Annotated in this window: 21 protein-coding genes and 2 pseudogenes; 16 read left to right on the top strand and 7 right to left on the bottom strand. The window is 71.3% G+C overall.

Going from position 1 to position 25977, the window contains the following annotated elements:
• Positions 1-46 precede the first annotated feature (46 nt).
• A complete protein-coding gene (locus tag ACH4S8_RS33885; protein WP_398401144.1) occupies positions 47-1906 on the top strand; it encodes a glycoside hydrolase family 15 protein in 1860 nt (619 codons plus the stop codon).
• A gap of 109 nt (positions 1907-2015) precedes the next feature.
• Here ACH4S8_RS33885 and ACH4S8_RS33880 read toward each other — a convergent pair whose 3' ends face one another.
• Positions 2016-2765, bottom strand: a complete 750-nt coding sequence (locus ACH4S8_RS33880; protein WP_398400982.1) for an MBL fold metallo-hydrolase — start codon at positions 2763-2765, stop codon at positions 2016-2018.
• A gap of 363 nt (positions 2766-3128) precedes the next feature.
• On the opposite strand from ACH4S8_RS33880, the gene ACH4S8_RS33875 reads away from it, so the two are divergent.
• From ACH4S8_RS33875 to fusA, 3 genes are all read left to right on the top strand, one after another.
• A complete protein-coding gene (locus tag ACH4S8_RS33875) occupies positions 3129-5111 on the top strand; it encodes a lectin (RefSeq protein ID WP_398401142.1) in 1983 nt (660 codons plus the stop codon).
• 141 nt (positions 5112-5252) lie between these two features.
• On the top strand, positions 5253-5393 hold the full coding sequence (locus tag ACH4S8_RS33870; protein WP_162684056.1) for a hypothetical protein: 141 nt from the start codon (positions 5253-5255) through the stop codon (positions 5391-5393).
• A gap of 138 nt (positions 5394-5531) precedes the next feature.
• The gene (gene fusA / locus ACH4S8_RS33865) at positions 5532-7634 is read left to right on the top strand and encodes an elongation factor G (RefSeq protein ID WP_398400979.1); all 2103 of its coding nucleotides are present in this window, start codon (positions 5532-5534) and stop codon (positions 7632-7634) included.
• 144 nt (positions 7635-7778) lie between these two features.
• On the opposite strand, the gene ACH4S8_RS33860 is transcribed toward fusA, so the two are convergent.
• Positions 7779-8183: a cupin domain-containing protein gene (locus ACH4S8_RS33860; RefSeq protein WP_398400977.1), complete on the bottom strand. Its 405-nt coding sequence runs from the start codon at positions 8181-8183 to the stop codon at positions 7779-7781.
• 302 nt (positions 8184-8485) lie between these two features.
• Positions 8486-8789 (bottom strand): annotated as a pseudogene (locus ACH4S8_RS33855) (transposase); the annotation flags it as partial.
• Positions 8790-8923: 134 nt separating this feature from the next.
• On the opposite strand from ACH4S8_RS33855, the pseudogene ACH4S8_RS33850 reads away from it, so the two are divergent.
• Positions 8924-10228 (top strand): annotated as a pseudogene (locus ACH4S8_RS33850) (RNA-guided endonuclease InsQ/TnpB family protein).
• A gap of 185 nt (positions 10229-10413) precedes the next feature.
• On the opposite strand, the gene ACH4S8_RS33845 reads toward ACH4S8_RS33850, so the two are convergent.
• Positions 10414-10848: a cupin domain-containing protein gene (locus ACH4S8_RS33845; protein ID WP_398400975.1), complete on the bottom strand. Its 435-nt coding sequence runs from the start codon at positions 10846-10848 to the stop codon at positions 10414-10416.
• Between the two features lie 260 nt (positions 10849-11108).
• Here ACH4S8_RS33845 and ACH4S8_RS33840 point away from each other — a divergent pair, with 260 nt between their 5' ends.
• The 8 genes from ACH4S8_RS33840 (at position 11109) to ACH4S8_RS33805 (ending at position 18985) form a co-directional block, all read left to right on the top strand.
• On the top strand, positions 11109-11759 hold the full coding sequence (locus tag ACH4S8_RS33840; RefSeq protein ID WP_398400973.1) for a GntR family transcriptional regulator: 651 nt from the start codon (positions 11109-11111) through the stop codon (positions 11757-11759).
• A 75-nt stretch (positions 11760-11834) separates the two neighbouring features.
• Positions 11835-12617: a PIG-L deacetylase family protein gene (locus ACH4S8_RS33835; protein WP_398400971.1), complete on the top strand. Its 783-nt coding sequence runs from the start codon at positions 11835-11837 to the stop codon at positions 12615-12617.
• Complete coding sequence (locus tag ACH4S8_RS33830; RefSeq protein ID WP_398400969.1) at positions 12614-13324, top strand: 4-carboxy-4-hydroxy-2-oxoadipate aldolase/oxaloacetate decarboxylase; 711 nt, start codon at positions 12614-12616, stop codon at positions 13322-13324. Before ACH4S8_RS33835 ends, ACH4S8_RS33830 begins: the two co-directional genes overlap by 4 nt.
• Entirely contained in the window at positions 13321-14409 is a 1089-nt protein-coding gene (locus ACH4S8_RS33825) for a 4-oxalomesaconate tautomerase (RefSeq protein ID WP_398400967.1), read from the top strand. Before ACH4S8_RS33830 ends, ACH4S8_RS33825 begins: the two co-directional genes overlap by 4 nt.
• A gap of 9 nt (positions 14410-14418) precedes the next feature.
• Complete coding sequence (locus ACH4S8_RS33820; RefSeq protein WP_398400965.1) at positions 14419-15369, top strand: catechol 2,3-dioxygenase; 951 nt, start codon at positions 14419-14421, stop codon at positions 15367-15369.
• 363 nt (positions 15370-15732) lie between these two features.
• Entirely contained in the window at positions 15733-17061 is a 1329-nt protein-coding gene (locus tag ACH4S8_RS33815; RefSeq protein WP_398400963.1) for an MFS transporter, read from the top strand.
• Positions 17062-17225: 164 nt separating this feature from the next.
• Positions 17226-18002 (top strand): GNAT family N-acetyltransferase, encoded by a 777-nt coding sequence (locus ACH4S8_RS33810; protein WP_398400961.1) that lies wholly within the window; start codon positions 17226-17228, stop codon positions 18000-18002.
• A 71-nt stretch (positions 18003-18073) separates the two neighbouring features.
• Positions 18074-18985: an NAD-dependent epimerase/dehydratase family protein gene (locus tag ACH4S8_RS33805; protein ID WP_398400959.1), complete on the top strand. Its 912-nt coding sequence runs from the start codon at positions 18074-18076 to the stop codon at positions 18983-18985.
• A gap of 25 nt (positions 18986-19010) precedes the next feature.
• Here ACH4S8_RS33805 and ACH4S8_RS33800 read toward each other — a convergent pair whose 3' ends face one another.
• Positions 19011-19892 carry a GNAT family N-acetyltransferase gene (locus tag ACH4S8_RS33800; RefSeq protein ID WP_398400957.1) on the bottom strand — a complete coding sequence of 294 codons (882 nt, stop codon included), beginning with the start codon at positions 19890-19892 and terminating at the stop codon, positions 19011-19013.
• A 185-nt stretch (positions 19893-20077) separates the two neighbouring features.
• On the opposite strand from ACH4S8_RS33800, the gene ACH4S8_RS33795 reads away from it, so the two are divergent.
• Positions 20078-20839, top strand: coding sequence for a nucleotidyltransferase (locus ACH4S8_RS33795; RefSeq protein WP_398400955.1), 762 nt, complete (start codon positions 20078-20080; stop codon positions 20837-20839).
• 198 nt (positions 20840-21037) lie between these two features.
• Here the strand turns inward: ACH4S8_RS33795 and ACH4S8_RS33790 are convergent, their stop codons facing one another.
• Positions 21038-21301, bottom strand: a complete 264-nt coding sequence (locus ACH4S8_RS33790) for a GlsB/YeaQ/YmgE family stress response membrane protein (protein WP_398400953.1) — start codon at positions 21299-21301, stop codon at positions 21038-21040.
• A gap of 216 nt (positions 21302-21517) precedes the next feature.
• On the opposite strand from ACH4S8_RS33790, the gene ACH4S8_RS33785 reads away from it, so the two are divergent.
• Positions 21518-22966 (top strand): hydrolase, encoded by a 1449-nt coding sequence (locus ACH4S8_RS33785; protein WP_398400951.1) that lies wholly within the window; start codon positions 21518-21520, stop codon positions 22964-22966.
• Positions 22967-23042: 76 nt separating this feature from the next.
• Here ACH4S8_RS33785 and ACH4S8_RS33780 read toward each other — a convergent pair whose 3' ends face one another.
• Positions 23043-24242 (bottom strand): ROK family protein, encoded by a 1200-nt coding sequence (locus tag ACH4S8_RS33780; protein ID WP_398400949.1) that lies wholly within the window; start codon positions 24240-24242, stop codon positions 23043-23045.
• Positions 24243-24422: 180 nt separating this feature from the next.
• Between ACH4S8_RS33780 and ACH4S8_RS33775 the strand changes: the two genes are divergently transcribed.
• Positions 24423-25877: an APC family permease gene (locus ACH4S8_RS33775; protein WP_398400947.1), complete on the top strand. Its 1455-nt coding sequence runs from the start codon at positions 24423-24425 to the stop codon at positions 25875-25877.
• Positions 25878-25977: the final 100 nt, after the last annotated feature.

The raw sequence follows: 25977 nt of genomic DNA, 5'->3' as shown, positions 1-25977 counted from the left end.
CGTATCCTGGAAAGGCGGCACAAAACACGGCGGCGTGGCTTCGATCATGAACGCACCCATCGAGGACTACGCCCTCATCAGCGATCTGGAAACCGCTGCCATGGTCGGCAGGGACGGTTCCATCGACTGGCTGTGTCTGCCCCGGTTCGACTCACCGGCCTGTCTGGCCGCGATGCTGGGGACACCGGACAACGGATTCTGGCGCATCGCGCCGGTCTCCCGGGCCGTGCGCGCGCACTGCGTGAGCCGGGCGTACCGACCCGACACCCTTGTCCTGGAGTCCCGTTGGGAGACGCCGACGGGCGCCGTGCGCGTCATCGATTTCATGCCGCCGCGCAGTCAACTGCCCTGCATCGTCCGCATGGTGGAAGGCCTGTGGGGATCCGTGCCCATGCGCAGCGAACTGCGGCTGCGCTTCCACCAGGGCAGGGTGGTGCCGTGGATCCAGGCCGGTGAGGCCTGCACGGTCGCGGTCGCCGGGCCGGACGCCGTGTGGCTGAACACCGAGGGCCTCGCGGCGGAAGGCGGCGGAGGGAACTCCACCGTCCACGAGTTCACCGTGCCGGCCGGGCGCAGGACGACCCTGACGTTCGTGTGGGCGCCCTCGTACCGCACCGGACCACCCGCCCCGTTGTCCGTCCCGGCGGAGACGGTGCTGAAGGAGACCGGAGACTTCTGGCGGAGCTGGACCGCCCAGTGCCGGTACGAGGGACCCTGGCGTGACGCCGTGGTGCGCTCCCTGATCACCCTCAAGGCGCTCACCTACGCGCCCACCGGCGGCATCGTCGCCTCCCCGACCACCTCACTGCCCGGTCTCCTCGGCGGCGAACGCAACTGGGACCACCGGCACTGCTGGCTGCGCGACTCCGCGCTGACGCTGTCCTGCCTGCTGCGCGGCGGCTACCGCGACGAGGCGATCGCATGGGTGGGCTGGCTCGTCCGGGCCGTCGCGGGGGACCCCGCCGGTCTGCAGACCGTGTACGGCGTCGCCGGCCAGCGGCTGCTCCCGGAGACGGAGGCACCCTGGCTGCCCGGCTACGAGGGCTCCCGCCCGGTCCGCTTCGGCAACTCCGCGGTGAGCCAGTTCCAGCTCGACGTGTACGGCGAGGTGCTCGACGCGCTCCTGCTGTCGCTGCGCGCGGGCATCCCCATACCGGGCCATGTGTGGAGGCTGGTGGAGGGCATCATGGCCCACCTCGTCCGGCACTGGCGCGAGCCCGACCAGGGCCTGTGGCAAGTACGCGGCCCGGCACGGCAGTTCGTCCACTCCAAGGTCATGACCTGGGTGGCGGCGGACCGCGCGCTGCGCATGGGCGAGCTGCTGGGCAGGAACGGCTCCTCGGACGTGTGGCGGGCCCTGCGGGACGACGTGCACCGGCAGGTGTGCCGGGAGGGCTGGGACGCGGGGCGCGGGTCGTTCGTCCAGTCCTACGGTTCCCCGGCGCTGGACGCGTCGGCGCTGCTGATTCCCCGGCTGGGTTTCCTGCCCGCCGGGGACGATCGGGTGCGCGGCACCGTGCGGGCTATGCGGGAGCTGACCGACGGCGGGTTCGTGCGGCGGTACGCGCCGAACGGCCACGGCGTGCACGGGGTGGACGGCATGCCCGGCGGCGAGGGCGCGTTCGTGGCGTGCTCCCTGTGGTACGCCGACGCGCTCGCCACGACCGGACACCGGGCGGAGGCGACGGAGGTGTTCGAGCGGGTGCTGGCGATCCGCAACGACCTCGGCCTGCTCTCCGAGCAGTGGGATCCCGACGCCGGCCGCCAACTGGGGAACACACCGCAGGCGTTCAGTCACCTCGCGCTGGTGGAGACCGCGTTCCTGCTGTCGGACACGGACACGGGCATGGACACAGGAATGGGCATGGACACGGACCGCGGGCCGGACCGGGAGCCGGTGGCGTAGGCGGCCGCGGGTCAGGCGGGCGCCGCGGCGCCCGCCGAGGGGGGACCGGCACGGCCACCCCCTCGGCGAGGATGCCGTCAGCCCGTCAGCCCGTCAGCCCGTCAGCCCGTCAGCCCGCCAGTTCCCGGGCGCGCCGGGCCGCCTCACCGACCGGGGCGCGGTGCGCGGGGCCGTGTCCCGGCAGCAGGACGTCGGCGGCGAGGGCCTCGATGTGTGCGAGTGAGGCCAGGGCTCCGGCGCGCTCGGTGTCGAACATCTTCGGGAGCAGCTGCGGGCCCTGTATCCGTGAGGTGGGGTGACCGCTGACCAGGGCGTCACCGGAGATGAGCACCCCCGCTTCGGGCAGGTGGTAGACGCAGTGGCCGGGCGTGTGGCCGGGCGTGTGCACCGGGACGGGCCGGCCGGGCAGGTCGAGCGGGCCCTCGTTCGGGAAGGCCTCCGGCTCCGTCATGGCCACGTCCGTCGTGCCGCCGGAGCGGATGGCGTGCACCGCCCAGGGCAGCACGCCGGGACGCCAGGCCTGCCGCATCACCTGTCCGATGCTCACCTGGTGGAGGAACTCGCGGCGCGCGTGCGGCACCTCGGTCTCGTGCAGATGGACCGGGGTCCCGTAGGTGCGGTTCAGGAACTCGGCGGAGCCGAGGTGGTCGCTGTGCGCGTGGGTGATGAGAACGGCGGTCACGGCCTCGGGCGCGTGGCCGAGGGTCTTCAGCGAGGCCAGGAGCCACTCGCGGTCGCCGGGATATCCCGTGTCGATCAGGGTGACGGAGTCGCCCTCGGAGAGCACCACCCAGTTCGTGTTGCTGCCGTGCACCAGATGAACTCCGGCGGCTGCCTCGACGATCGATTCCTCGCGCATGACCATCCTGACGTTGGATAACTGCGGGTGCCCATGGGGCCCTGACAGGGCGAAACGTATCGCGAGCGCGATCCGGGCGGTGTCCGGCCACGGCTTCCTGCCCCGCTCGTCCGCTCCGGCACCGTGTGCGTGCCGTCCGGCACGGTCGCTTCCGCGACGGTGCGAACCCGGCCCGTCCAGCGTCGACGGCGAGGGCGTCCGGGACGCGGGACCGGCCCGGGACCAACTGCCCGTTGAGGCAAGGGACTTGACGCGGCGCAGTCAAGACGCTGCCATATGGCGAGCCGCGTTCGCTTTTGTTCGACTCTGCGAACAAACCCCTCAAGGGAGAGCCGTATGTCCCCTCTTTCGAACATGCTCCGCATGGTGCGCCTCCTCAGACGCACCGGCGTCCACGGCGCCGTCCTGCTCCTCGCCGTCGCGGCGCTGACCGGGCTCGGGCGCCCGGCCGCCCCGCTGCGGGCCGCACCGGCCGCGGTCGCCACCACTCAGGCCCCGGTCACCCCGCCCCCGATGGGCTGGGCGTCCTGGAACAGCTTCGCCAGTGCCGTCGACTACGCCACCGTCAAGGCCCAGACCGACGCCCTCGTCTCCTCCGGCATGGCCGCCGCCGGCTACACGTACGTCGACATCGACGAGGGCTGGTGGCAGGGCGCCCGCGACAGCAGCGGCACCATCAGCGTCGACACCGACCGGTGGCCCGGCGGCATGAAGGCCGTCGCCGACTACATCCACAGCAAGGGCCTGAAGGCCGGCATCTACACCGACGCCGGGAAGAACGGCTGCGGCTACTACTACCCGACGCCCTCCACCACCCCGGCCACCCCCGGCACCGGCCTGGAGGGCCACGACCAGCAGGATCTGCAGACCTTCCAGAACTGGGGCTTCGACCTCGTCAAGGTCGACTGGTGCGGCGGGGACGCCGAGGGCCTCGACCAGGAGACGACGTACAAGGCGATCCGCGACGCGAACACCGTCGCCACCGCCGTCACCGGGCACTCCCTCGTGCTGTCCCTGTGCGAATGGGGTACGGGCAACCCGTGGAACTGGGCCGCCGGCACCGGAGACATGTGGCGTACCAGCACCGACATCGTCTACTGGCCCGACAACCCCTCGATGACGAGCGTCCTCGCGAACTTCGACAGGTCGCTCCACCCCGCCGCCCAGCACACCGGCTTCTACAACGACCCCGACATGATGACCGTCGGCATGACCGGTCTGAGCGCCGCCCAGAACCGTACCCACATGGGACTGTGGGCCATCGCCGGCGCACCGCTCCTCGCGGGCGACAACCTGGCCACGATGAGCGCGTCGACCAAGGCGGTCCTCACCGACCCCGAGGTCATCGCCATCGACCAGGACCCGCGCGGACTCCAGGGCGTCGAGGTCGCCGAGGACACGACGGGCCTTCAGGTCTACAGCAAGGTCCTCGCGGGCACCGGCAGGCGCGCGGTCCTGCTGCTGAACCGCACGTCCGCCGCCGCGGACATCACCGCCCGCTGGACGGACATGGGCCTGACCGCCGCCTCCGCAGCCGTCCGCGACGTGTGGACGGCGACGAACGCGGGCTCCCACGCGACGAGTTACACCACGAGCGTCCCCGCGGGCGAGGCCGTCCTGCTCACGGTCACCGGCACCGAGGGCTCCGGGACGACGTACGAGGACACCACCGCGGCGACGACCCCCGCCTTCACCGGCGTCGGCGCGGCCGCCGCCGGGACCGCACTCGTCGACATCAGCTACGCCAACGGCGGTTCCGCGGCCCGCCGGGCCACCCTCCAGGTCAACGGCCAGTACGCGCAGACCCTCGCCTTCCCGCCCACCGGGTCGGCGGCCACGTACCGCACCGTCTCCGTCCTCGCCTCGCTGGCCAAGGGCTCCAACACGCTCAAGTTCGCGGCGACTTCGGGCACCGCGCCCGACGTCGACGCCGTCACGGTCCGCGCCCTGCCCGGGACCGCCGGCACCGCGATCGTCGGGGCCGGGTCCGGGCGCTGCCTCGACTTCTTCAAGAGCGCCATCACCAACAACACCCAGGCGGAACTCTGGGACTGCGGCGGAGGCCAGAACCAGACGTTCACCGCCACCTCGCGCGGCGAACTCGTCGTCTACGGCAACAAATGCCTGGACGCCTACGACAGCGGGACCGCCAACGGCACCCGGGTCGTCCTGTGGGACTGCAACGGCGGCACCAACCAGAAGTGGACCGTCAACTCCGGCGGCACCATCACCAGCAACGTCTCCGGACTGTGCCTGGACGCGTCGGGCAACGGCACCGCGAACGGGACGCCGATCGTCCTGTGGTCGTGCAACGGCGGATCCAATCAGCGGTGGAGCCGCAACTGAGCCGGGACACCCCGTTCTTCGGCCGGACGGCTCCGGAAGCACGCCGGCCGAACGGTTCGGAAAATCCGGTGCCGAGCCCGCGCCCGGTTCCCTACACTCGCCACGGAATCACACACCACCACTCCGGGTGCCGTGTGTGCCGTGACGAACGAGGGGAGCCGGGCCGTGCGTTACCGCACCGCTGTCGTCGTCCCCCCGTCGCAGTACGAGGTGATCCTCGTGTCCTCGTGGGCCCGGTACCGGCTGCGCGGCCGGAACCGGACGCCCGCGACGACCTTCTGACCTCCGCCCGAACGGCGGCGACCGCACGCCCGGTCGCCGTGCGCCGTGTCCGCCGGAGGTCCGCCACCGCCTGATCCCAGGCGTGTCGTCCGGGAATCGCGCCGACCCGTTTCCGGATCGTCCGAAAGGCCCTCGGCCGTGCGTACCGACCTGCACCGTCACCTCACCGGCTCCGTCACCGACCCCCTCGCCGCCGTCCGCAACCTGGGCATCCTCGCCCATGTCGACGCCGGGAAGACCACCGTGACCGAACGGATCCTCTATCTCACCGGCACCGTCCACAAACGGGGCGAGGTCCATGACGGCACCACCGTCACCGACTTCGACCCCCAGGAGCGCGACCGCGGCATCACCATCTTCGCCGCGGCCGTCACCTGCGCCTGGGACGGACACCGGATCAACCTGCTGGACACCCCGGGCCACGTCGACTTCTCCGACGAGGTGGAGCGCTCGCTCCGCGTCCTCGACGGCGCCGTCGCCGTGTTCGACGCCGTGGCGGGCGTCGAACCGCAGAGCGAGTCGGTGTGGCGGCGGGCCGACCGGCACGGTGTCCCGCGGATCGCCTTCGTGAACAAGCTGGACCGCGCGGGCGCCGACCTGGACACCGCCGTCGACTCGATCCGCGAGCGGCTGCATCCGGCGCCGCTGGTCGTCCAGTTGCCGATCGGCACGGAGGACGCCTTCACAGGCGTCGTCGATCTGCTGCGGATGCGTGCCCTCGTATGGGCCGACGGTGCCGAGTCCGCCGAGGAGATCCCGGTGCCGCAGGACCTGCTGGAGGAGGCCCGGCGCAGGCGCCGGCTCCTGGAGGAGGCGGTGGCCGAACTCCATCCGGCGGCCCTGGAGGAGTTCTGCGACCGCTCCACGCTCTCGGCGCGGACCCTCACGGCCGCCCTCCGCGACCTGACCCGTACCGGCGAGGGCGTGGTGGTGCTGTGCGGCTCGGCCTACCGCAACCGCGGTGTCGAACCGCTGCTGGACGCGATGGTGGCCTACCTGCCCTCGCCGCTCGACGTGCCCGCCGTCCGCGGCACGCACGACGGCGTGGAGCAGGAGCGGGCCGCGGACCCCGAAGCGCCGTTCGCGGCGCTGGTGTTCAAGGTGAACGCGACCGCGACCGGACGGATGACGTATCTGCGTGTCTACGCGGGCACGGTGGAGAAGGGACAGGCGGTGCTGGACGCGGGCACGGGACGCACCGAGCGGATCGCGCGCATCCTGCGCGTGCGGGCCGACCGTCACGCGGAGCTGGAACGCGCCGTGGCCGGTGACATCGTCGCCGTGATCGGGCCGAAGTCCGCCCGGGCCGGCGCGACCCTGTGCGCCCCCGTGGCGCCGCTGCTCCTCGAACCGCCGGTCGTCGCCGATCCGGTGGTGTCCGTGGCCGTCGAGGCGCGCAGGAGCACCGAGACCGACCGGCTGGTGTCGGCGCTGGCACGGCTGACCGAGGAGGACCCCTCGCTGGTCGTCCGCACCGACCCCGAGACCGGGCAGACGGTGTTGTCGGGCATGGGAGAACTGCATCTGGAGGTGGCGGTGGAGAAGATCCGGCGCGCCCAGGGCCTCGACGTCGCCGTCGGGCGGCCGAGGGTGTCGTACCGGGAGACGGTGGCCGAAGGGGTGTCGGGTCTGGTGTACCGGCATGTCAAACAGGACGGCGGCGCGGGGCAGTTCGCCCATGTTGTCCTCGACGTGGAGCCGCTGGGGACCGACCCCGGCGGTGCCCAGGGAGCGGTGACGGGCTTCGAGTTCCGTTCGACAGTCGTCGGCGGCCGGGTTCCGCAGGAGTACGTCCGTGCCGTGGAGGCGGGCTGCCGGGACGCGCTCGCCGAGGGTCCCCTCGGCGGTCACCCGGTGACCGGGCTGCGGGTCACCCTCACCGACGGGGCGACCCATGTGAAGGACTCCTCGGAGACGGCGTTCCGCGCTGCCGGCCGGTTCGGGCTGCGTGAGGCGCTGCGCGCCAGTGCCGTGGTCCTGCTCGAACCGGTGGCCGAGGTCACCGTCACCGTGCCCGAGGAAGCCGTGGGCGGGGTGCTCGGCGACCTCGCGGCCCGGCGCGGCCGGGTCTCGGGCTCGCTCACCCGGGTGGGAACGGCGGTGATCACCGCCACCGTGCCGCTGGCCGAACTCTTCGGCTACGCGACCCGGTTGCGCAGCCGGACCCAGGGCCGGGGTGTGTTCACCACCCGTCCCGCCGGCCTTGCGCCGGCCCCCGCGCAGGAGGCGCGGGTCCGGTAACCGCGTACGGACCCGCCCCTGACGGCGGCCCCGCCCCGACATGGGCGGGGCCGTCCCGTCTGGCGGGGGCGGGCGTCGTGCCCCCACAAGGGCGGGACGATCTCGCCCTTGCCGTGCCCCCACAAAAACGAGACCATCCCGCCCTCAGCCCATCTGGTCCTCGTCCGAGAGGTGTTCCACCGTCTTCCCGGTCTCGGTGAAGGTGCGGGTCACATGGCCCGAGGAATAGACCCACAGGATGCGCAGCGGGCGGTCGCCGATGTTCCTGAACAGGTGCGGGACGGGGGAGGGGACGTAGGTGGTGTCGAACCGCCTCAGCTTCGTCACCTCGCCGTCGACGACCACCTCCGCCTCGCCCTCCAGGACCGTCACGTGCTCGTCGCAGTTGTGCGAGTGCAACGGCGCTCCGGAGCCGACCGGATACACGCTCATCCCGCTGGTGATCCGGTTCTCCCCGCCCGCCGAGCGTGTCGTGATGAGCGGTGTCGTCATGACGGCACCGCCCCGGTCCAGCAGGGGCACGGACGCGGCTTCGATGATCGTGGTCATCCGGATTTCCTTTCCCGTCGGGGGTGATGCGTCGACCGACGTTAGGTCGCGTCCCCGTGAACGGGTGCCGTCCGGCGTGCAGTTTTACCTTGCATTCCGGGAAGGGTGAGCTTCCCGCCCCCGGCTGTACCGTCGGCTGGCATCGCACGGCATCCCCGTACATGCCGGAAACACGCCGGAAAGAAAAGGCAGGTAGCAGCCACATGAGGCTCCCCGTTCACGCGGGAGGTGAAGCGCATCTCAATACTGCTTTGACCTCGGTTTGGGTGCGGATCTGTACTGTTGACCTCAGTCAGATCACACGGGGCACCGCTGGTTTCGATGTACTGGCGTATGACGGTCTGCGATACCCCGCCGCAGCTTCCGGCGAAGTACGAGCCGGACCGGAAATAGCCGCCCCACAGATACTGGTGGACATGCGCGTCGTATTCCTTGCGCAGGTACCAGGAGGAGACGCCCTTCAGGGAGTTGACCAGCCTGGTAGACCTCTCGCATGAGCGCCTCGCACCTGGTCAGCATCTCGCCCGTGAACGCCTTTCGCCGGTACTTGGTGGCAAAAACCAAGTGGACGTGCAGGTTGTAGACAACGTGACGACCCGTTCGCACATCGGGATTTGGATTTCATCGTGGCGACATGAACCAAAAGATAGAGTGACCGCGTGAGCGCGGAGCGCGTTCAGGAGAAGTGGCAGTTCGGGCACCGCGCCCGGCTGGCGCTGACACCTGCGCAGATCCGACTCATGGACGATCAGGCGCACGCGGCCCGCACCCTGTGGAACTGCCTGCACGACTGGTGGTCGATGCTCCCCAAGGACAAGCGTTCCCTGGCCGCGGCCGACATTGCGATCCGCCGGGCCCGCAAGGAGATCGACTGACTCGGTGTGCTCCCTGCTCAGGCCGCGCAGGCCGTGCTGAAGACGTACTTCCAGGCCTGGCGAAACTGCTGGGACGGTCGTGCCGGCACCCCGAACTTCAAGGCCCGCATCCGCACGGTGATGTCCGTGGACATCCCGCAGGGTCGGGACCTGAACATCACCCGTGTGCACCGCCGCTGGGGCATGGTCAACATCCCCAAGATTGGCCGCGTTCGCTTCCGCTGGACGAAGGAACTCCCGGTCGGCAAGCACGCCACTACCGGCAACCGTGTCACCGGGGCCCGGCTGGTCAAGGATGCTCTCGGCTGGCACATCGCCTTCCGCGTCCAGACCCTCCAAGCCAGGCCGGAGCCACACACCGGCCCTGACGTCGGCATCGACGCCGGGGTGAACCTGCCTCTCGCCCTCTCGGACGGTAACCACCGCGACCACGGCCGCCCGCCCTGTCTTGCCAACGGGACGGCCGACCGCGACAAGTGGTTGAACCCGCACGAGAAGGCCAAGCTGCTGGGCCTTGAACGACGCGCTGCCCAGCGTGAGCAGCACCGCAAGCGAGGGGAGAAGACCTCACGCCGCTTGCGGCACACCTACGACCAGATCAAACGGCTCCGCGCAAAAGCCACGCGCCGCGTCGTTGACTGGCAGCACAAGATCACCACCAGCATTGCCACGCAGTACGGCGTCGTCGTGGTCGAACAGCTCAACATCAAGAACATGGTCAAGTCCGCCAAAGGCACCACCGCCGAACCCGGCAGGAACGTCGCCCACAAGTCCGGCCTGAACCGCTCCATCAGCCAGGAGGCATGGGGCCGCACCGTGACGATGCTGACCTACAAGACCGCCCGCCAGGGCGGCACCCTGCACAAGGTCCCCGCCCCCGGCACCTCCCTGCGCTGCTCAGCATGTGATTTCACCACACCGGGCAGCCGGGAGGACCAGGCCACCTTCGTGTGCAAGAACCCCGACTGCGGCTGGTCCGGCAACGCGGACTGGAACGCAGCCCGGAACGTCTTGCACCTGTACAGGACGGGCCGCGCGCTCATCCCGGCTGCCGGGAGGGCAGTCGTCAGGCGTCCCCGTGGCGTCAAGCCCGCCGCCGCAAGGCAGGCAGGAATCTCCCTCGTTCACGAGGGAGAGCACTTCAAATCTCGTACTACATCGACGAGGTGATGGCCGCCGCGGACCGGCTCACCGTGCTGAGGGACGGAGCCGTGGTGCGCGGCGGACCGGCCGCCGAACTCGGCCCGGCCGAGCTGGTCCGCGTCATGGTGGGTCGGGACGTCGTCTCGCGGCGGTCCGAACGCCGGCACCCCGCTGTCCGCGCCCGGCACGGCGGTCCCCCGGACGAGTGGGGCCTATTGGAAGTCGCAGCCGGGGTTCGGGGCGTCCTCCGAGAAGGGCGCGCCGTGCGGCAGTACGTAGAGGACGTCGAGGATCAGCGGCTTCTTTCCGAGATTGCGTCCGATGTGGACGTTCCCCGGGCCGGGCGGCTCGGTGAGCGAGTCGCCCGTGCGGTAGAGACCGTCCCGCGCGCACGTCGAGTCGTAGTGGCTGAGGGTGCCCTGCTTGACGTATCCGTACAGCGGGCCGTCGTGGTAGTGCCAGCCGGTCGCCTGGCCGGGCGGGACGGTTATCTCCCGGAGGGTGTAGTCCGTGCCGTCGACGGTGGTCTGCGCTATGACCTTGCCGCTGACCCCGGGGCCGGGAGGAGTCGCGTGGGCGGGGGCGGTGACGAGGGCCAGGCACAGGGCGGCGAATCCCGCCGCCCCGGTGCGGAGCGAGGAGCGCATTCGGTGAGTCCCTTCGACCGAGGGTGAGCCGGGCTGTGGCGGACGAGGTTCATGGTGGGGCCGTCCCCGCCGCACCACAAGCGGTGTGCGGCGGCCGAGGGGAACGCCCGCCCGGCCGGCACCGGGCCGCCGCCTGGCCTGCGCGGCAGCGGACCCGCGGGTTCCGGCGGAAGCATGGTCGGCAACATGCCGAACAAAATTGTTGACAATCTTGTTGGTCTAGATTTACGTTCGACAGGCACTCACTCAGGGAGGGCGCAATGCAGAAGGAAGCCCGTCCAGGCACCGGCGAGCAGGCCAAGCAGCACGCGTTGGTGCAGCTGCGGCAGGCGATTCTGCGCGGAGAGATGGCACCGGCCCAACGGCTGGTGGAGAACGAACTCGCCGAGCAGTTCGGCGTCACCCGGGCCAGCGCGCGGGCGGCGCTGATCGAGCTGGAATCGGAGGGACTGGTCGAACGGATCCGCAACCGCGGATCACGCGTCCGGGTGGTGACCGTGGAGGAAGCGGTCGCCATCACCGAGTGCCGTATGGCGCTCGAAGGGCTCTGCGCCGCCAAGGCGGCCGTCCTGGCGACCGACGACCAGCTCGCCGAGCTGGCCGATCTCGGCGCCGCGATGGTCAAGGCGGTCGCCGACGGCGAACCGGTCACCTACTCCGAGCTCAACCATGAAGTGCACGCCCGGATCAGGGAGTTCTCGGGCCAGCGGACGGCCGTGGAACTCCTGGAGCGGCTCAACGCCCAACTGGTGCGCCACCGTTTCCAGTTGGCCTTGCGCCCCGGTCGTGCGCAGCAGTCCCTGAGTGAACACCTGGCCATGATCGAGGCGATCGGGGCCAGGGACCCGCAGGCGGCCGAAGCGGCCGTCCGCGCTCACCTCGGCAGCGTGATCGAAGCGCTGCGCGACTGACGTACCGCGCCGCGACGCGCGGTACGGCGGACAGCCGAGGCGGGCGCCCATCTGTCCACCGAGGAGATTGCTGCAATGACGCACGGCTACGCGCCCGCCGCCCCTGAGCCCCCGGTCCCGCCCGGGGGCCGCCCACCGCGATCGACGCTGGTCGTCACCGCGCACGCCGGAGACTTCGTGTGGCGGGCCGGGGGAGCCATCGCCCTGGCCGCCTCCCGGGGGGAGCAGGTCACCATCGCGTGCCTGACCTTCGGCGAGCGCGGCGAGTCCGCCAAGGCCTGGCGCGAGGGAAAGAAGCTCGACGAGATCAAGGCGATACGCCGGGAGGAGGCCGAGCGGGCCGCCGCCACCCTCGGTGCCGCCGTCCGCTTCTTCGACGCCGGCGACTACCCGCTGACCGCCACCGCCGAGCTCACCGACCAGCTGGTGACGGTCTACCGCGAGACCCAGCCGGACGTCGTGCTCACCCACCCCACCGAGGACCCGTACAACGGAGACCACCCCGCCGCCAACCGCATGGCACTGGAGGCCCGGGTCCTCGCCCAGGCCATCGGCTACCCGGGCGAGGGCGAGATCATCGGTGCCCCGCCCGTCTTCTACTTCGAGCCCCACCAGCCCGAGATGAGCGGCTTCAGGCCCGAAGTCCTCCTGGACATCACCGAGGTGTGGGAGACCAAGCGCGAGGCGATGGAATGCCTCGGCGCCCAGCAGCACCTGTGGGACTACTACACCGACCTCGCCGTGCGCCGCGGTGTCCAGCTCAAGCGCAACGCCGGCCCCAACCTGGGCCTGGCCCACAGGACCATGGCCGAGGCGTTCATGCGTCCCTACCCGCAGATCGCGAAGGAGCTGGCATGAGCGGCGTGATCGTCACCGGCCCGCCGAGGGCGGACGCGAAGGACGTCGAGGCGATCGCCGGGTACGGCACCGCCACCGTGCACGAGGCGATGGGCCGCACCGGCCTGCTCGGCACCGGGCTGCACCCGATCCAGCAGGGCGTCCGCGTCGCGGGCACCGCGGTGACCGTGCTGTCCTGGCCCGGCGACAACCTCATGATCCACGCCGCCGTGGAACAGTGCGGCGAGGGCGACCTCCTGGTCGTCACCACCACCTCGCCCTCCACCGACGGCATGTTCGGCGAGCTGTTCGCCACCGCGCTCCACCGGCGCGGCGTGCGCGGTCTGGTCATCAACGCCGGTATCCGGGACACCGCCGAACTGCGCGGGATGGGCTTTCCTGCCTGGTCCGCCGCCGTCAGCCCGCAGGGCACAGTGAAGGCGACCGGCGGTTCCGTGAACGTGCCGGTGGCCGTCGGCGGCCAGATCGTCCGGCCCGGCGACGTGATCCTCGCCGACGACGACGGCGTGGTCTGCGTGCCGCGCGAGGGCGCCCGCGGGGTCGCCGAGGCCTCCGCGGCCCGCGAGCGCAAGGAGGCGCTGGCCCGCGCCGCCTTCCTCGACGGCGAACTCGGCCTGGACCGCTACGGGTTGCGCGAGACCCTGGTACGTCTGGGCGTGACCTACACGTCGTACGACGACCACGTACGGGACGGAGCCGCGCCGTGAGGGGTCCCGAGGAGGTGCGCTGCATGCTTCTGCGCGGCGGCACCTCCAAGGGCGCCTACTTCCTCGCCGGGGACCTGCCCGCCGACACCCGCGAACGGGACGAGCTGCTGCTGCGCGTGATGGGCAGCCCCGACCCGCGTCAGATCGACGGCCTGGGCGGCGCGCACCCGCTGACCAGCAAGGTGGCCGTGGTCTCGGTGTCCGCCGACCCCGCCGCCGACGTCGACTACCTGTTCCTCCAGGTTTCCGTCGACAAGGCGGAGGTGTCGGACCGTCAGAACTGCGGCAACATCCTCGCCGGGGTCGGCCCGTTCGCCGTCGAACGCGGACTGGTCGAGCCGGTACGGGGAGTCACGTCGGTACGCGTCCGCATGGTCAACTCGGGTGACCTCGCGCTCGCGACCTTCCCCACCGAAGACGGACGGGTGGTCTACGACGGCGACGCCGAGATCTCCGGGGTGCCCGGGACCGCGGCGCCCGTGGTGATCGAATTCCCGCGGGGGAGTGCCCCGTTGCTGCCCACCGGTCATGCCCGGGACCTCGTCGTCGGCACCCCCGTGACGTGCGTGGACAACGGCATGCCGACCGTGCTGATCGCCGCGTCCTCGCTGGGCGTCACCGGATACGAGGACCCGAAGGAGCTGGAGGAGGACCCGGCCCTGGCGGACCGGCTCCGCGAGATCCGCCTGGAGGCGGGCAAGCTGATGGGCCTCGGGGACGTCGAGAACGCCACCGTGCCCAAGCTGACCCTGCTCGCCCCGCCCCGCGCGGGCGGAGCCGTCACGACCCGCACCTTCATTCCGGTGCGCTGCCACACCTCCATCGGCGTCCTCGGCGCCGCGAGCGTCGCCGCCGGGCTGCGCGTGGAGGGCGGCGTCGGACACGCCGTGGCGCGCCTGCCCGTACGGGGCGACCGGCTGCGTATCGAACATCCCACCGGATTCCTCGACATCGAAGCGGGCGTCGAGTACGGCCCCGGGGGCGCCGCGCCCGTGGCCCGGCGCACCGCCGTCGTCCGCACCGCACGCAAGATCTTCGACGGCACGGTCTTCCCCCGGCCGGCCGGAGCCGCACACCAATCCTGAGGAGGCCCCATGGCCCCGCCGCTCGGCGACATCGCCCACCTCGGGCACGTCGAACTGCTCACCCCCGACCTGGACGCCAGCGTCCGGTTCTTCACGGAGTACCTCGGCCTGACCGAGAACGGCCGCTCCGGAGACTCGGTCCACCTGCGGACCTGGGACGACTACGAGCACCACAGTCTGACCCTCACCGCCCACACGACCTCGGGCATCCGGCGCACCGCCCTGCGCGCCTCCAGCGAGGAGGCCCTCCACCGCCGGGTCAAGGAGATCGAGGGCGCCGGCCGCGAGGGGCGCTGGGTGAACGACGAACCCGGCATCGGCCCGCTCTACGTCACCACCGATCCCGACGGCCACGAACTCGCCCTGTACTGGGAGAGCAAGTGGTATCGGGCGCCGGAGCACCTGCGGCCCGGCCTGAAGAACCAGCCGCAGGCCAAACCCGGCCACGGTGTCGGCGTACGGCGCCTGGACCACGTGAACTACCTCGCCTCCGACGTCGCCGCGAACGGGGACTTCGTCCGCGACGCGCTCGGGGCCCGTCCGACCGAGCAGATCCGGCTCGACAGCGGGCGGATCGCCGCCCAGTGGCTGACCTTCAGCAACAAGTCGTACGACGTCGTCTACACCGAGGACTGGACGGGTTCGAGCGGACGCCTGCACCACATCGCGTTCGCCACGGACACCCGTGAGGACATCCTGCGCGCCGCCGATCTCGCCCTCGACACCGGTGTGTTCATCGAGACCGGCCCGCACAAGCACGCCATCCAGCAGACGTTCTTCCTGTACGTCTACGAACCCGGCGGTAACCGCGTCGAGTTGTGCAACCCGCTCACCCGCCTCGTGCTGGCCCCCGACTGGCCGCTGATCACCTGGACCGAGGACGAGCGGAAGAAGGGCCAGGCCTGGGGCCTGAAGACCATCGAGTCCTTCCACACCCACGGCACACCGCCCATCGGCTGACCGCCCGTCGACGTCCCCGGGGGAATGGCTGACCGCACCCTGCGGCGTTCCCCGGTGGACGGCCGACCGCCCCGCGGCGCCCTCTCGGTCGAACGACTGAGCGACCCGTTCCAGTCAGTGCATTCGTGTGGGCGGCCCTGGACATGTGCCGCCCACACGCGCTTTCACCTGCTTCTCAGCCGCATGTGCGACGGTCGCGAAGAGTGGCCCGATCGTTTCTCAGATTGTTGACAAAAGCGTTGACACTTCGGGAGTCCACTCCCTACCGTCTGTCGCACCATCGGGTCGGCCGCACGAGCCGCGTCGACCCGCACCCCCCGAACCGCTTCCAGGGCCCCCACCTCTGGACGAGAGGAAACAACGATGTCCTCCTCCCTCGCCCTGCCCGCTCGCGGCGCCGGCAGAATGGCCGCGCTGGTCGTCGGCCTCTGCTGGCTGGTCGTCCTCTTCGACGGCCTGGACATGTTCATCTACGGGTCCGTGCTGCCGCACATGCTGGAGACGAAGGCGCTCGGCATCGACCCCGGCAAGGCCGGCGACGTCGGCTCCTGGGCCACCTTCGGCATGCTGATCGGCGCCCTGTGCTCGGGCACCGTCAGCGACTGGGTCGGCCGCAAGAAGACGATCATCGCCTCGACCGCCGTGTTCTCGCTGGCCTCCGCGGTCTGTGCCTCGGCCGGGAGCCTGGGCGTCTTCAGCCTCGGGCGCTTCCTGGCCGGCCTCGGCCTCGGCGGGCTGCTGCCGAGCGCGATCACCATGGTCACCGAGTACGCGCCCCGGGGCCGCCGCGCCCTGATCGTGGGCTCCCTGATGACCGCTCACCAGGCCGGCGGCATCGTCGCCGGATTCGTCGCCCTCGGGACGGGCGACTGGCGGGTCTCCTTCTGGATCTGCGTGATACCGCTGTTCATCGGGGTCCCCCTGGCGGCCGCGTTCCTGCCCGAGTCGATGGCCTTCCTCCAGGCCAAGGGCCGTGACGACGAGGCCCGCGCGCTCGCCGAGCGCTACGGCGTCGACCTGGCCGCCCGCGCCGAGGAGCGCCGGGCCGTGGCCGACCGCTTCGGCGCCCTCACCGCCCTTTTCCGGGGCGGACGCTGGGCCCAGACCCTGCTCTTCTGGATCGCGTCCTTCGGCGGCCTCCTCCTCGTCTACGGCGTCTCGCAGTGGCTGCCCTCGCTCATGAAGGCCAACGGCTACAACCTCGGTTCCTCGATCGGCTTCGTGATCGTCATCAACCTCGGCGGGATCGTCGGCATGCTGATCGGCGGCCGTCTCACCGACAGGTTCGGCGGCTCGCTGATCTCGGCGATCTGGTTCGGCGCCACCGCCGTCGGCATCTACTCCCTCAGCGTCAGGATGCCGCTGCCCCTCACGTACACCGTCGTCTTCCTGACCGGCCTGTTCCTCTTCAGCGCCCAGGCGATGATCTACGCGACGGTGGCGCACCGCTCCGACGACGACAACCGCGCCACCGCGGTCGGCTGGACCTCCGGCATGGGACGCTTCGGCGCCGTCTTCGGCCCCTGGCTCGGCGGTCAGCTTCTCGCCACCGGCTCGACCACCACCGGCTTCACCGCTTTCGCCCTCGCGGGCGTCTTCGCCCTGGTGTTCGTCGGCCTGACCGGCCTGCGCCGCTTCCAGGTGACGCCCGCGGACTCCGTGCCCCGGCGGGAGCTGACCGCCACCGGCTGACCGGAGCGGCCGTGAACCGGCGTCCGGGCGGGGCCTGCGAAAGGGCCCGCCCGGACGCCCTCGTGTCCGGGGGCGCGCGGGAGGCGACGCCACGATCCCCCGCCCGACGCCCGTGGACATGTATTCCCGTTGCCCCGTTCGTCCCGGGGTGCTGGAGTGACCCCATGGATCATGCTGCGGTACTGGCGCTGTTCGACCGGGACATGCGGGAGGGCGCCCGGCCCGACGCGCCCGGCGCGCGTGTCGAGCGCGTCGGCAAGGTGGTGCGCCAGGTCGGCGCCGACAAGGGCTGGAACGGGGTGCTCTGGTCCGACCTGGACGCGACGGGCGCCGACGCGGCCATCGCCGAACAGGTGCGCTTCTTCTCCGGGCTCGGGGGCGGCTTCGAGTGGAAGCTGTACGGGCACGACCGGCCCCAGGACCTGGGGCAGCGGCTGCGGGCCGCGGGCTTCACCGCCCAGCCCGAGGAGACGGTGATGGTGGCCGAGCTGAGCGGTCTGGCCCTCGACGTGGAACCGCCCGAGGGCGTACGGCTGCTGCCGGTCACCGACCGCGCGGGCGTCGCCCTGGTCGCCGAGGTCCATGAGCAGGCCTTCGGCGGTGACAGCACCCGCCTGCGCCACCAGCTGCTCGCCCAGCTCACCGGCGACACGAACACGGTCGTGGCCGTCGTGGCCCTCGCCGGCGACGTCCCGGTCAGCGCCGCCCGCATGGAACTCCTGCCGGGGGCCCGGTTCGCCGGGCTGTGGGGCGGCGGCACCGTCGAGGCCTGGCGGGGCCGGGGCATCTACCGCGCCCTCGTCGCCCACCGCGCCCGTGTCGCCGCCGAACGCGGCTACCGCTACGTCCAGGTCGACGCCTCCAGCCTGAGCCGGCCCATCCTCACCCGGCTGGGCTTCCAGCCCCTCACCACGACCACACCGTACGAGTACGAGGGGTGACCCCGGGCGCCGGCGGCGGGAGCGGCCGACGGCGATGTCACATCCGCGGGTCCCCGATCCGTCGCATCGGTATGACCACGAACCAGAGCATTCTCCTGGCCGGCGCGAGCGGAGTCCTCGGCCGGCACATCACCCGGGCCCTGACGGAAGCGGGCCACGAGGTCACCGGCCTCGGCCGAGGCCCCGCGAACGGCGTCCGGGCCGACGTGACGGACCGTGACGCGCTGCTGCGGGCCGTCGACGGCCGGCACTTCGACACGGTCGTGCTGGCCGCGACCGCGCTGCGCAAGGCGCCCCTGCGCCACCGCGACATGCACGCCACCGACGACCTGCGCGTCGACGGCACCGCCCACCTCGTCGAGGCCGCGCGGGCCACCGGCGCACGCCGGCTCGTCAGCGAGTCGATGGTCTTCGGGTACGGATTCGGCGACCACGGGGACCGGGTGGTCACCGAGGCCGACGCCTTCGGGCCCGAAGGGGCCACACCCGAACTCGAACGGCACATCGCGGCCATGCGGATCAAGGAGCGACTGACCTTCGAGGCCACCGGCCTGGAGGGGATCGCGCTGCGCTTCGGGCTCTTCTACGGCGCGGGCGGCACCGACGCCCTGCTGCCCATGCTCCGCAGGAGGCAGCTCCCCGTGGCCGACGACCACGGCCGGGTCCTGCCGTGGGTGGACCTCGCGGACGCGGCGCGCGCCGTGGCCGCCGCGGTGGAACGCGGCCGCCCGGGGGAGGCGTACAACGTCACCGACCGCGCGCCGCTGGGCTTCGCGGCCCATGTCCGCGCGGTGGCCGGGGAGTTCGGCCTGCCGAAGCCGATGACCGTACCGCTGTGGACGATGAGGCCCCTGTCGTACGCGCATGTCGTGATGCGGACGAACCTGCGGGTGTCGTCGGCGAAGGCGGAGCGCGAACTGGGCTGGACGCCCACGTACACGTCCGCCTACGACGGTCTCGCGGCCCTGAGGGCGACCGCCTGACACCGGCGCACCCTGTCCCGAAGCCTCAGAGGTCGAGCCGGTACTCCAGCTCCCGGTGGGTCGGCCGGTAGCCGAGTCTGTCGTTGATGCCGATCATGTGCGCGTTGCTGTCGGCCGTGTCGGTCAGCAGGCCGGCGAGTTCCGGGTACCGCAGACGGGCCCCGCGGATCGACTCCGCCTTCATCCACAGCCCGAGGCCGTGGCCGCGGTGCTCGGGCAGGACACCCGTTCCGTAGTGCTGGGCGTCGCCACGCCCGTCCCCGGGGACGACGAGTTCCGAGAATCCGGCGATCGAACCGTCCGACCGGTCCACCACGGCCACCGTGTGCAGCGCGTCGCCCCGGTCGAGGACGGCCTCGGCCACGGCCACGACCCGCTCCACGTCCCAGACGTCGACAGCGTGGTCACTGTCCTCCATCGGCATGTCGTCCATGGCCCGCCGGGACGCGGCGAAGGTGTGCGCCAGCTCGGGCGGCACGACGCCGTCCCAAATCCTCAACTCGTAGCCGGGACGCGGGCGTTCCACGATCTCGGTCACGGCTTCGAGGTCCAGCTCCGGCAGCGGGAGGCGGGCGAACGTCAGCGCCAGCACCGGGCGGAACCCGTGTGCCGCGAGGAACGGTCCGCCGGGCGATCCGGCCCGGACGCGGGCGACCAGCGACCGCCGTCCCTCGCCCCGCGCGGCGGTCAGGGCGGCCTCGAGCAGGGCGCGGCCCACACCGGTGCGCCGCTCGGCCGGATGCACCGTGATGTCCAGCTCGGCGCGGTGGTCCTGACCCTTCCTGCCGGACAGCCGGAGGAACGCCGAGCCCACCGGGGCCCCTTCGGCGTCCGAGGCCAGCCAGGCCAGACGCCGGCTCGACGGGGAGGAGTCCGGATCGGTCAACGGCGTGATGTGCGGCGGCAAGGTGTCTCCGTGACGTGGGGCAGGCAGGTGCGCAGGCATGTGAAGCCCGCAGACCGTAGCCGCGCACGCCCGCGCGCCGCAACGCAATTCGACGGGCCCGGCCCGCCGCTCCGTGGTCGAGAGGCCCGTCGACGACGAACGTGGTCGTGCTGTCGGCGGACATGAACTTCGCCCAGACTGCCCCCATGACGGATCCGAACACCGAACAGCTCATCGAGCGCTTCGTCGGCGCCCTCCGGCCGGTCGTGCCGCTGATCTCGGTCTGGGCGCACGGGTCGCTCGCCGGAGGTGACTACCAGCCGGGCCGCAGCGACCTCGACCTGATCGCGGTCGTGGGCCGACCGTGCACGGAGGCGGAGGAACGGCGACTCGGAGAGTTGCACCAGGCCCTGGTCGGGGGCGTCGCGTGCGCGTCGAAGCTGCATTGCGGCTATCCGGCGGTCACGGAGGTGGATGACCCCGGGCACCGCCACCTCACGTGGGCCCACGAGGAGCTGATGCGCCGACCGGTCACTCCGGTGACCAGACGTGAACTGCACGACTTCGGCCGGGTCCTGTACGGCCCGCCGCCTGCGGGCGTCCTGCCACCGGTGACCGACGGGCAGCTCGCCGATTTCGTCGTCCAGGACCTGGAGAACTTCTGGCTGCCGGCCTTGGACCATCCGGAGTGGTGGACGCGCGACATCTGGATCGACCTCGGCCTGCTGACTTTGGCCCGGGCGGCGACGACGCTGCGGGACGGCAGGCTGATCACCAAGGCCGACGCTCTCGGGGTGCTCACCGAAATGGGCGCTCCTGCCGACGTCGTGGAGGACATCAGACAGCGTCGCTACGGTGTGCCCGCCCCCGTGACAGAGCAGTGGATCACCCGCCGGGCCGAACTGGCGCTCACCTTCCTCAGGTCCGGGATCAGGCAGGTCGTCCTGAACGGAGGCGTGTCCCGGTGAGGGGGCCTGCCGCGTTCACCGCTCTCGCGTAGGTCCTGGTCGGTCGCCGCTCCCGCCGACGGACCGGCGGGACCGCTCCGGGAGCGGATCCGGCCGTACGGCGCAGCCTCGACCGCGGGGCCTTCGGGTCCGGCCCCGAGCGTGCCGGCCGGGTCCGGCCCCGAGCCGTTCAGCCGCGTCCGGCCCCGCGCCCGCCGCTCAGTGGCGCCCCCGCGCCCGGTCCAGTGCCGCCACGCCCATCGCGGCCAGGCCTATCTGGATGAGCCACTCGATCCAGTCGACGCCCTTGGTGTCGGCGACGCCGAACGCGGAGGCGACCCCCGCCCCGATGAACGCGGCCACGATGCCGACCGCGATCGTCCACAGGATGCCGATGCGCTGGCGTCCCGGGACGGCGAGCCGGCCGAGCACACCGATGATGATGCCGATGACGATGGCACTGAAGACGCCTGAGATCTCCATGTCAGCCCCTCATTGTCGGACTCCCGCTGTACTGCATCTGCCCGCTGGAGCCTGGTGCAGTCCCTTCCGGTTATTGCCCGCGCTTGATGGTTCCCAGCCTGAATGCCATGTACCTTTCAATCGTTCAACGCGTGTAGATCCCCCCACGTTCGGTCTACGCGCGCAGAGTTGGCGCTCGAACCCCCTATATCCCCACTCGTCACGGAGGTTTGACGGATGCTCGGTTCAAGAAGGTCCCGCCACAGACTCACCACCGGCCTCGCCGGTCTCGGACTGCTGATCACGGCAGCGGCCCTGCAGGTCACCACGGACGCCACGCCCGCCCACGCGGCCACCACCCACCGGGTGCTGTTCGACAACGGCCACGCCGAGACCGCGGGCAACGCCGACTGGATCATCTCCACCAGCCAGCCCGACCCGCTCGGCCAGAACTCCAGCCCGTCCTCGGAGACTTCCTGGACGGGCGCCCTGTCTTCCTGGGGCGTGGCCCTGCAGAAGACCGGCGACTACAGCCTGAAGACACTGCCTTCGGGCTCCAGCCTCACCTACGGCGGCAGCGCCGCGACCGACCTGGCGAACTTCGACGAGTTGGTGCTGCCCGAGCCCAACACGCTGTTCACCACGGCCGAGAAGACCGCCATCATGACGTTCGTCAAGAACGGCGGCGGCCTCTTCATGATCTCCGATCACACCGGAGCCGACCGCAACAGCGACGGCTATGACGCGGTCGAGGTCCTCAACGACCTGATGACCAACAACAGCGTCGACAGCACCGACCCGTTCGGCTTCTCCATCGACACGCTGGACGTCGGCTCCGACTACCCGACCGCCATCAGCGACAGCACCAACACGGTCCTGCACGGCTCGTTCGGCACCGTCACCAAGAGCCTGATCGCCGACGGGACCACGGCCACGCTCAAGCCGGCCGACAACTCGGCCGTCAAGGGCCTGGTCTACCGGACCGGTTACTCCGGGAACACCGGCGCCTTCTTCGTGACCAGCACCTTCGGCAGCGGCAAGGTCGCCTTCTGGGGCGACAGTTCACCGATCGACGATGGCACCGGTCAGTCCGGCAACACGCTGTACGACGGCTGGAACGACACCGGCGCCACCAACGCCGCGCTCGCCCTGAACGCCACCGACTGGCTGGCCGGCACGAGCAGCAGCGGTGGCGGCGGTGGCACCGGCACCTGCACGGCCGCGCAGCTGCTCGCCAACCCGGGCTTCGAGTCCGGCGCCACGTCCTGGACCGCCACCAGCGGTGTCATCACCACCAGCTCCAGCGAGGCGGCCCGCACCGGTTCGTACAAGGCCTGGCTCAACGGCTACGGCTCGGCCAACACCGACACGCTCTCCCAGGCCGTGACCATCCCCTCGGGCTGCTCGGCCACCCTCAGCTTCTATCTGCACGTGGACACGGCCGAGACGACCACGACCACGGCGTACGACACCCTCAAGGCCCAGGTGCTCAACAGCAGCGGCACCGTGCTGTCGACCCTGGCCACGTACTCGAACCTGAACGCCGCGTCCGGGTACACGCAGCGCACGTTCAGCCTGGGCTCCACCTACGCCGGGCAGACGGTCACGATCAAGTTCACCGGCGTCGAGGGCTCCACGCTCCAGACGTCGTTCGTCCTCGACGACACCGCGCTCAACGTGAGCTGAGCCGGAGCCGGACGAGGGGCGGGCCCGCCACCGGGTCCGCCCCTCGTGCCGTCCGACCGCCCGGACCGGCCCCGCCTCAGAAGGCCGACCTGCGCTCGAACACCACGTCGCGCGCCGTCCCCAGGGCCGTGGCCACCGCGCCGAGCAGGACCGCGTCCTCGCCCAGACGGCCGGGCACGATCCTCGGACGCAGGGGGGTGAGGGTGTGCAGGGTCTCGCGCACGGGCCCCAGCAGCAGGTCGACGCTGTGTCCGACCCCGCCGCCCAGGACGACCAGATCGGGATCGAGCACCGCCGTCGCGGCCGCCACCGTGTGCGCGATCCGCTCGCCCTCCAGCCGGACCGCCTCGACCGCCGGGCCCTGCCCCTCCCGCGCCGCGTCGAAGACGGCCTTCGCGGTCAGCTGTCCGGTCATGCCGAAGTGCCGGGCGGCCTGGACGACCGCCTCGCCGGACACCGCCTCCTCCAGGGTCCCGGGCCTCCCCCGGCCCGGCCAGGGGAGGAAGCCGATCTCGCCGGCGCCACCGTGCGCCCCCGTGAACAGCCGTCCCTCGCTGACCACGCCCATGCCGAGACCGGTGCCGATCATGATGTACGCGAACAGCCTGCTGCCGGCGCCGACCCCGTACGTGTACTCGCCGAGGGCCGCGAGGTTCGCGTCGTTGTGCACCTCCAGCGGGATGCCCAGCTCCTCGCGCATCCGGTCGAACAGCCCCGCCCGGCCCCATCCGGGCAGGTGCATCGCGTACCGCACCCGGCGCTGCCGCTCGTCGTACACACCCGGTGTGCCCACCACCGCGTGCGCCACCTCGTGCTCCCCGACGCCGGAGTCGGCGACGACCTGACGGGCGGTGGCGACCACCAGGTCGGCCATGGCCCCGGAGGCGCGGGCCCGGTTGCGCACGTCGGCGCGCGCGACCACCGCGCCGTCGAGGTCGGCCACCGCCACGCGCAGCCAGCCGCGGCCGATGTCGATGCCGAGCGCGTACCCGGCGGCGGGGTCGGGGGCGTACAGGACGGCGACCCGGCCGCGTTCGGGCGCCAGAGTGCCGGCCTCGCGGACGAGTCCCGCCGCCTCCAGCGCGGCGAGCGCGCTGGAGACCGTCGGCTTGGACAGCCCCGTGTCGCGGGCGAGCTGGGCGCGCGAGGCGGCACCCCGGGCCCGCAGCCGGTCGAGGAGCAGCCGTTCGTTGGTGCTGCGCAACCGGCGGCGGTTCCAGGGCTGTTCGGGCTGTTCCGCAGTGCCGCCGACGGGCGGCGCACTCTTCTCACTCATTCACGACGCCCCCTTGACGTGGTTAGTAAGGCTCCTTAACTTTATCGGCCAGTCGGCCTCGCCGGGCGGGCCGAGGAAAGTCCGGCGCGGGTCGGCCGCCCGCCGCCCTCGATCCGGCGCCCGCTTCCGGGGCGGCCGGCACCTCGTACTTCTGCGCGCGTTTCGTCCCGAGGAGGATCCGTGTCCAGTACTCCGCCACCCGCCGACGGCTTCGTCCGCCGTGTCGGCCCGTTCCAGGCCACCGCCATCAACATGAGCCAGATGTGCGGCATCGGGCCGTTCGTGACGATTCCGCTCATGGTCGCCGCGTTCGGCGGCCCGCAGGCCGTCATCGGTTTCGTCGCGGGCGCTCTGCTGGCGCTCACCGACGGGCTCGTCTGGGCCGAACTCGGCGCCGCCATGCCCGGTTCCGGCGGCAGCTACGTCTATCTGCGCCAGGCCTTCCAGTACCGCACCGGACGCCTGATGCCGTTCCTGTTCGTGTGGACGGCCATGCTCTTCATCCCGCTGATCATGTCCACCGGGGTGGTCGGCTTCGTGCAGTACCTCGGCTATCTGGCCCCCGGCATGGGCAGAACCACCGGCGATCTCGTCGGACTCGGCATGGTCGCCCTCGTGGTCCTGCTGCTGTGGCGGGGGATCGAGCACATCGCGCGCATCACCGCCGTCATGTGGGCCGTGATGATCACCTCGGTCGCCCTCGTGATCGTCGCCGCCGCCACCGACTTCAGCGCCGCACGCGCCTTCACCTACCCGGCGCACGCGTTCGCGCTGTCCACCGGCCACTTCTGGGTCGGCTTCGCCGCGGGCCTGACCATCGGCATCTACGACTACCTCGGCTACAACACCACCGCGTACATGGGCGCCGAGATCAAGGACCCGGGCCGCACCCTGCCGCGCTCCATCGTCTACTCGATCCTCGGCATCATGGCGATCTACCTGTTGCTCCAGATCGGCACGCTCGGCGTCATCGACTGGAAGCGGATGACCGACCCCGGCGACATCGCCTCCACCTCGGTCGCCTCGGCGGTCATGGAGGAGACCTGGGGCAAGGGCGCCGCCGACACGGTCACCGTCCTCATCCTGATCACCGCGTTCGCCTCGGTCTTCACCGGGCTGCTCGGCGGCTCGCGAGTGCCCTACGACGCGGCGCGCGAGCGCGTGTTCTTCCGCCCCTACGCCCGACTGCACCCCAGGCACCGCTTCCCGACCCTCGGTCTGGCCACCATGGGCGTCATCACGGCGATCGGGTTCCTGATCGGTCGCCACACCGACCTCGCCACCCTCATCCAGCTGCTGACCACCGTGATGGTGATCGTCCAGGCGCTGGCCCAGGTCGTCGCCCTGTCGGTGCTGCGCAGACGGCAGTCGGAGCTGCGCCGCCCGTACCGGATGTGGCTCTACCCGCTGCCGAGCTTCCTCGCCCTGGCCGGCTGGCTCACCATCTACGGGTACGCGGACAAGAACTCCCCGGGCCGTCACCCCATCGAGTGGTCGCTGGCCTGGCTCGCCCTCGGCCTGGTCGCCTTCGTCGTCTGGGCGCGTCTGGAGAAGGTGTGGCCCTTCGGTCCGAAGGAGATCAGTGAGGAGTACCTGACGGCGCCGGCCCCGGAGGCGGAGCCCGCCGGCGCGTGACGGATCGGCCCGGCGACCGGGCTGCTCAGCGAGCGGGCCGGTCCACGAGCGGGCCGCCCCGCGACCTGACCCCGCGGCGGGGCTGACCCCGCGGCGGGGC

This window comes from Streptomyces sp. NPDC021080 (assembly GCF_044333225.1).
Lineage (GTDB): Bacteria > Actinomycetota > Actinomycetes > Streptomycetales > Streptomycetaceae > Streptomyces.
The sequence above is the reverse complement of the archived record's forward strand: the minus strand, read 5'-3'. Positions and strand labels throughout refer to the sequence as shown.

Excerpts from the sequence above, each read along its gene's own strand:
- ACH4S8_RS33880 (WP_398400982.1), bottom strand. The coding sequence starts at position 2,765 with ATGCGCGAGGAATCGATCGTCGAGGCAGCCGCCGGAGTTCATCTGGTG.
- ACH4S8_RS33840 (WP_398400973.1), top strand. The coding sequence starts at position 11,109 with ATGCAGAAGGAAGCCCGTCCAGGCACCGGCGAGCAGGCCAAGCAGCAC.
- ACH4S8_RS33815 (WP_398400963.1), top strand. The coding sequence starts at position 15,733 with ATGTCCTCCTCCCTCGCCCTGCCCGCTCGCGGCGCCGGCAGAATGGCC.
- ACH4S8_RS33845 (WP_398400975.1), bottom strand. The coding sequence starts at position 10,848 with ATGCGCTCCTCGCTCCGCACCGGGGCGGCGGGATTCGCCGCCCTGTGC.
- ACH4S8_RS33780 (WP_398400949.1), bottom strand. The coding sequence starts at position 24,242 with ATGAGTGAGAAGAGTGCGCCGCCCGTCGGCGGCACTGCGGAACAGCCC.
- ACH4S8_RS33810 (WP_398400961.1), top strand. The coding sequence starts at position 17,226 with ATGGATCATGCTGCGGTACTGGCGCTGTTCGACCGGGACATGCGGGAG.
- ACH4S8_RS33885 (WP_398401144.1), top strand. The coding sequence starts at position 47 with ATGAACGCACCCATCGAGGACTACGCCCTCATCAGCGATCTGGAAACC.
- ACH4S8_RS33790 (WP_398400953.1), bottom strand. The coding sequence starts at position 21,301 with ATGGAGATCTCAGGCGTCTTCAGTGCCATCGTCATCGGCATCATCATC.
- ACH4S8_RS33835 (WP_398400971.1), top strand. The coding sequence starts at position 11,835 with ATGACGCACGGCTACGCGCCCGCCGCCCCTGAGCCCCCGGTCCCGCCC.
- ACH4S8_RS33805 (WP_398400959.1), top strand. The coding sequence starts at position 18,074 with ATGACCACGAACCAGAGCATTCTCCTGGCCGGCGCGAGCGGAGTCCTC.
- ACH4S8_RS33785 (WP_398400951.1), top strand. The coding sequence starts at position 21,518 with ATGCTCGGTTCAAGAAGGTCCCGCCACAGACTCACCACCGGCCTCGCC.
- ACH4S8_RS33830 (WP_398400969.1), top strand. The coding sequence starts at position 12,614 with ATGAGCGGCGTGATCGTCACCGGCCCGCCGAGGGCGGACGCGAAGGAC.
- ACH4S8_RS33860 (WP_398400977.1), bottom strand. The coding sequence starts at position 8,183 with ATGACCACGATCATCGAAGCCGCGTCCGTGCCCCTGCTGGACCGGGGC.
- ACH4S8_RS33820 (WP_398400965.1), top strand. The coding sequence starts at position 14,419 with ATGGCCCCGCCGCTCGGCGACATCGCCCACCTCGGGCACGTCGAACTG.
- ACH4S8_RS33795 (WP_398400955.1), top strand. The coding sequence starts at position 20,078 with ATGACGGATCCGAACACCGAACAGCTCATCGAGCGCTTCGTCGGCGCC.
- ACH4S8_RS33875 (WP_398401142.1), top strand. The coding sequence starts at position 3,129 with ATGGTGCGCCTCCTCAGACGCACCGGCGTCCACGGCGCCGTCCTGCTC.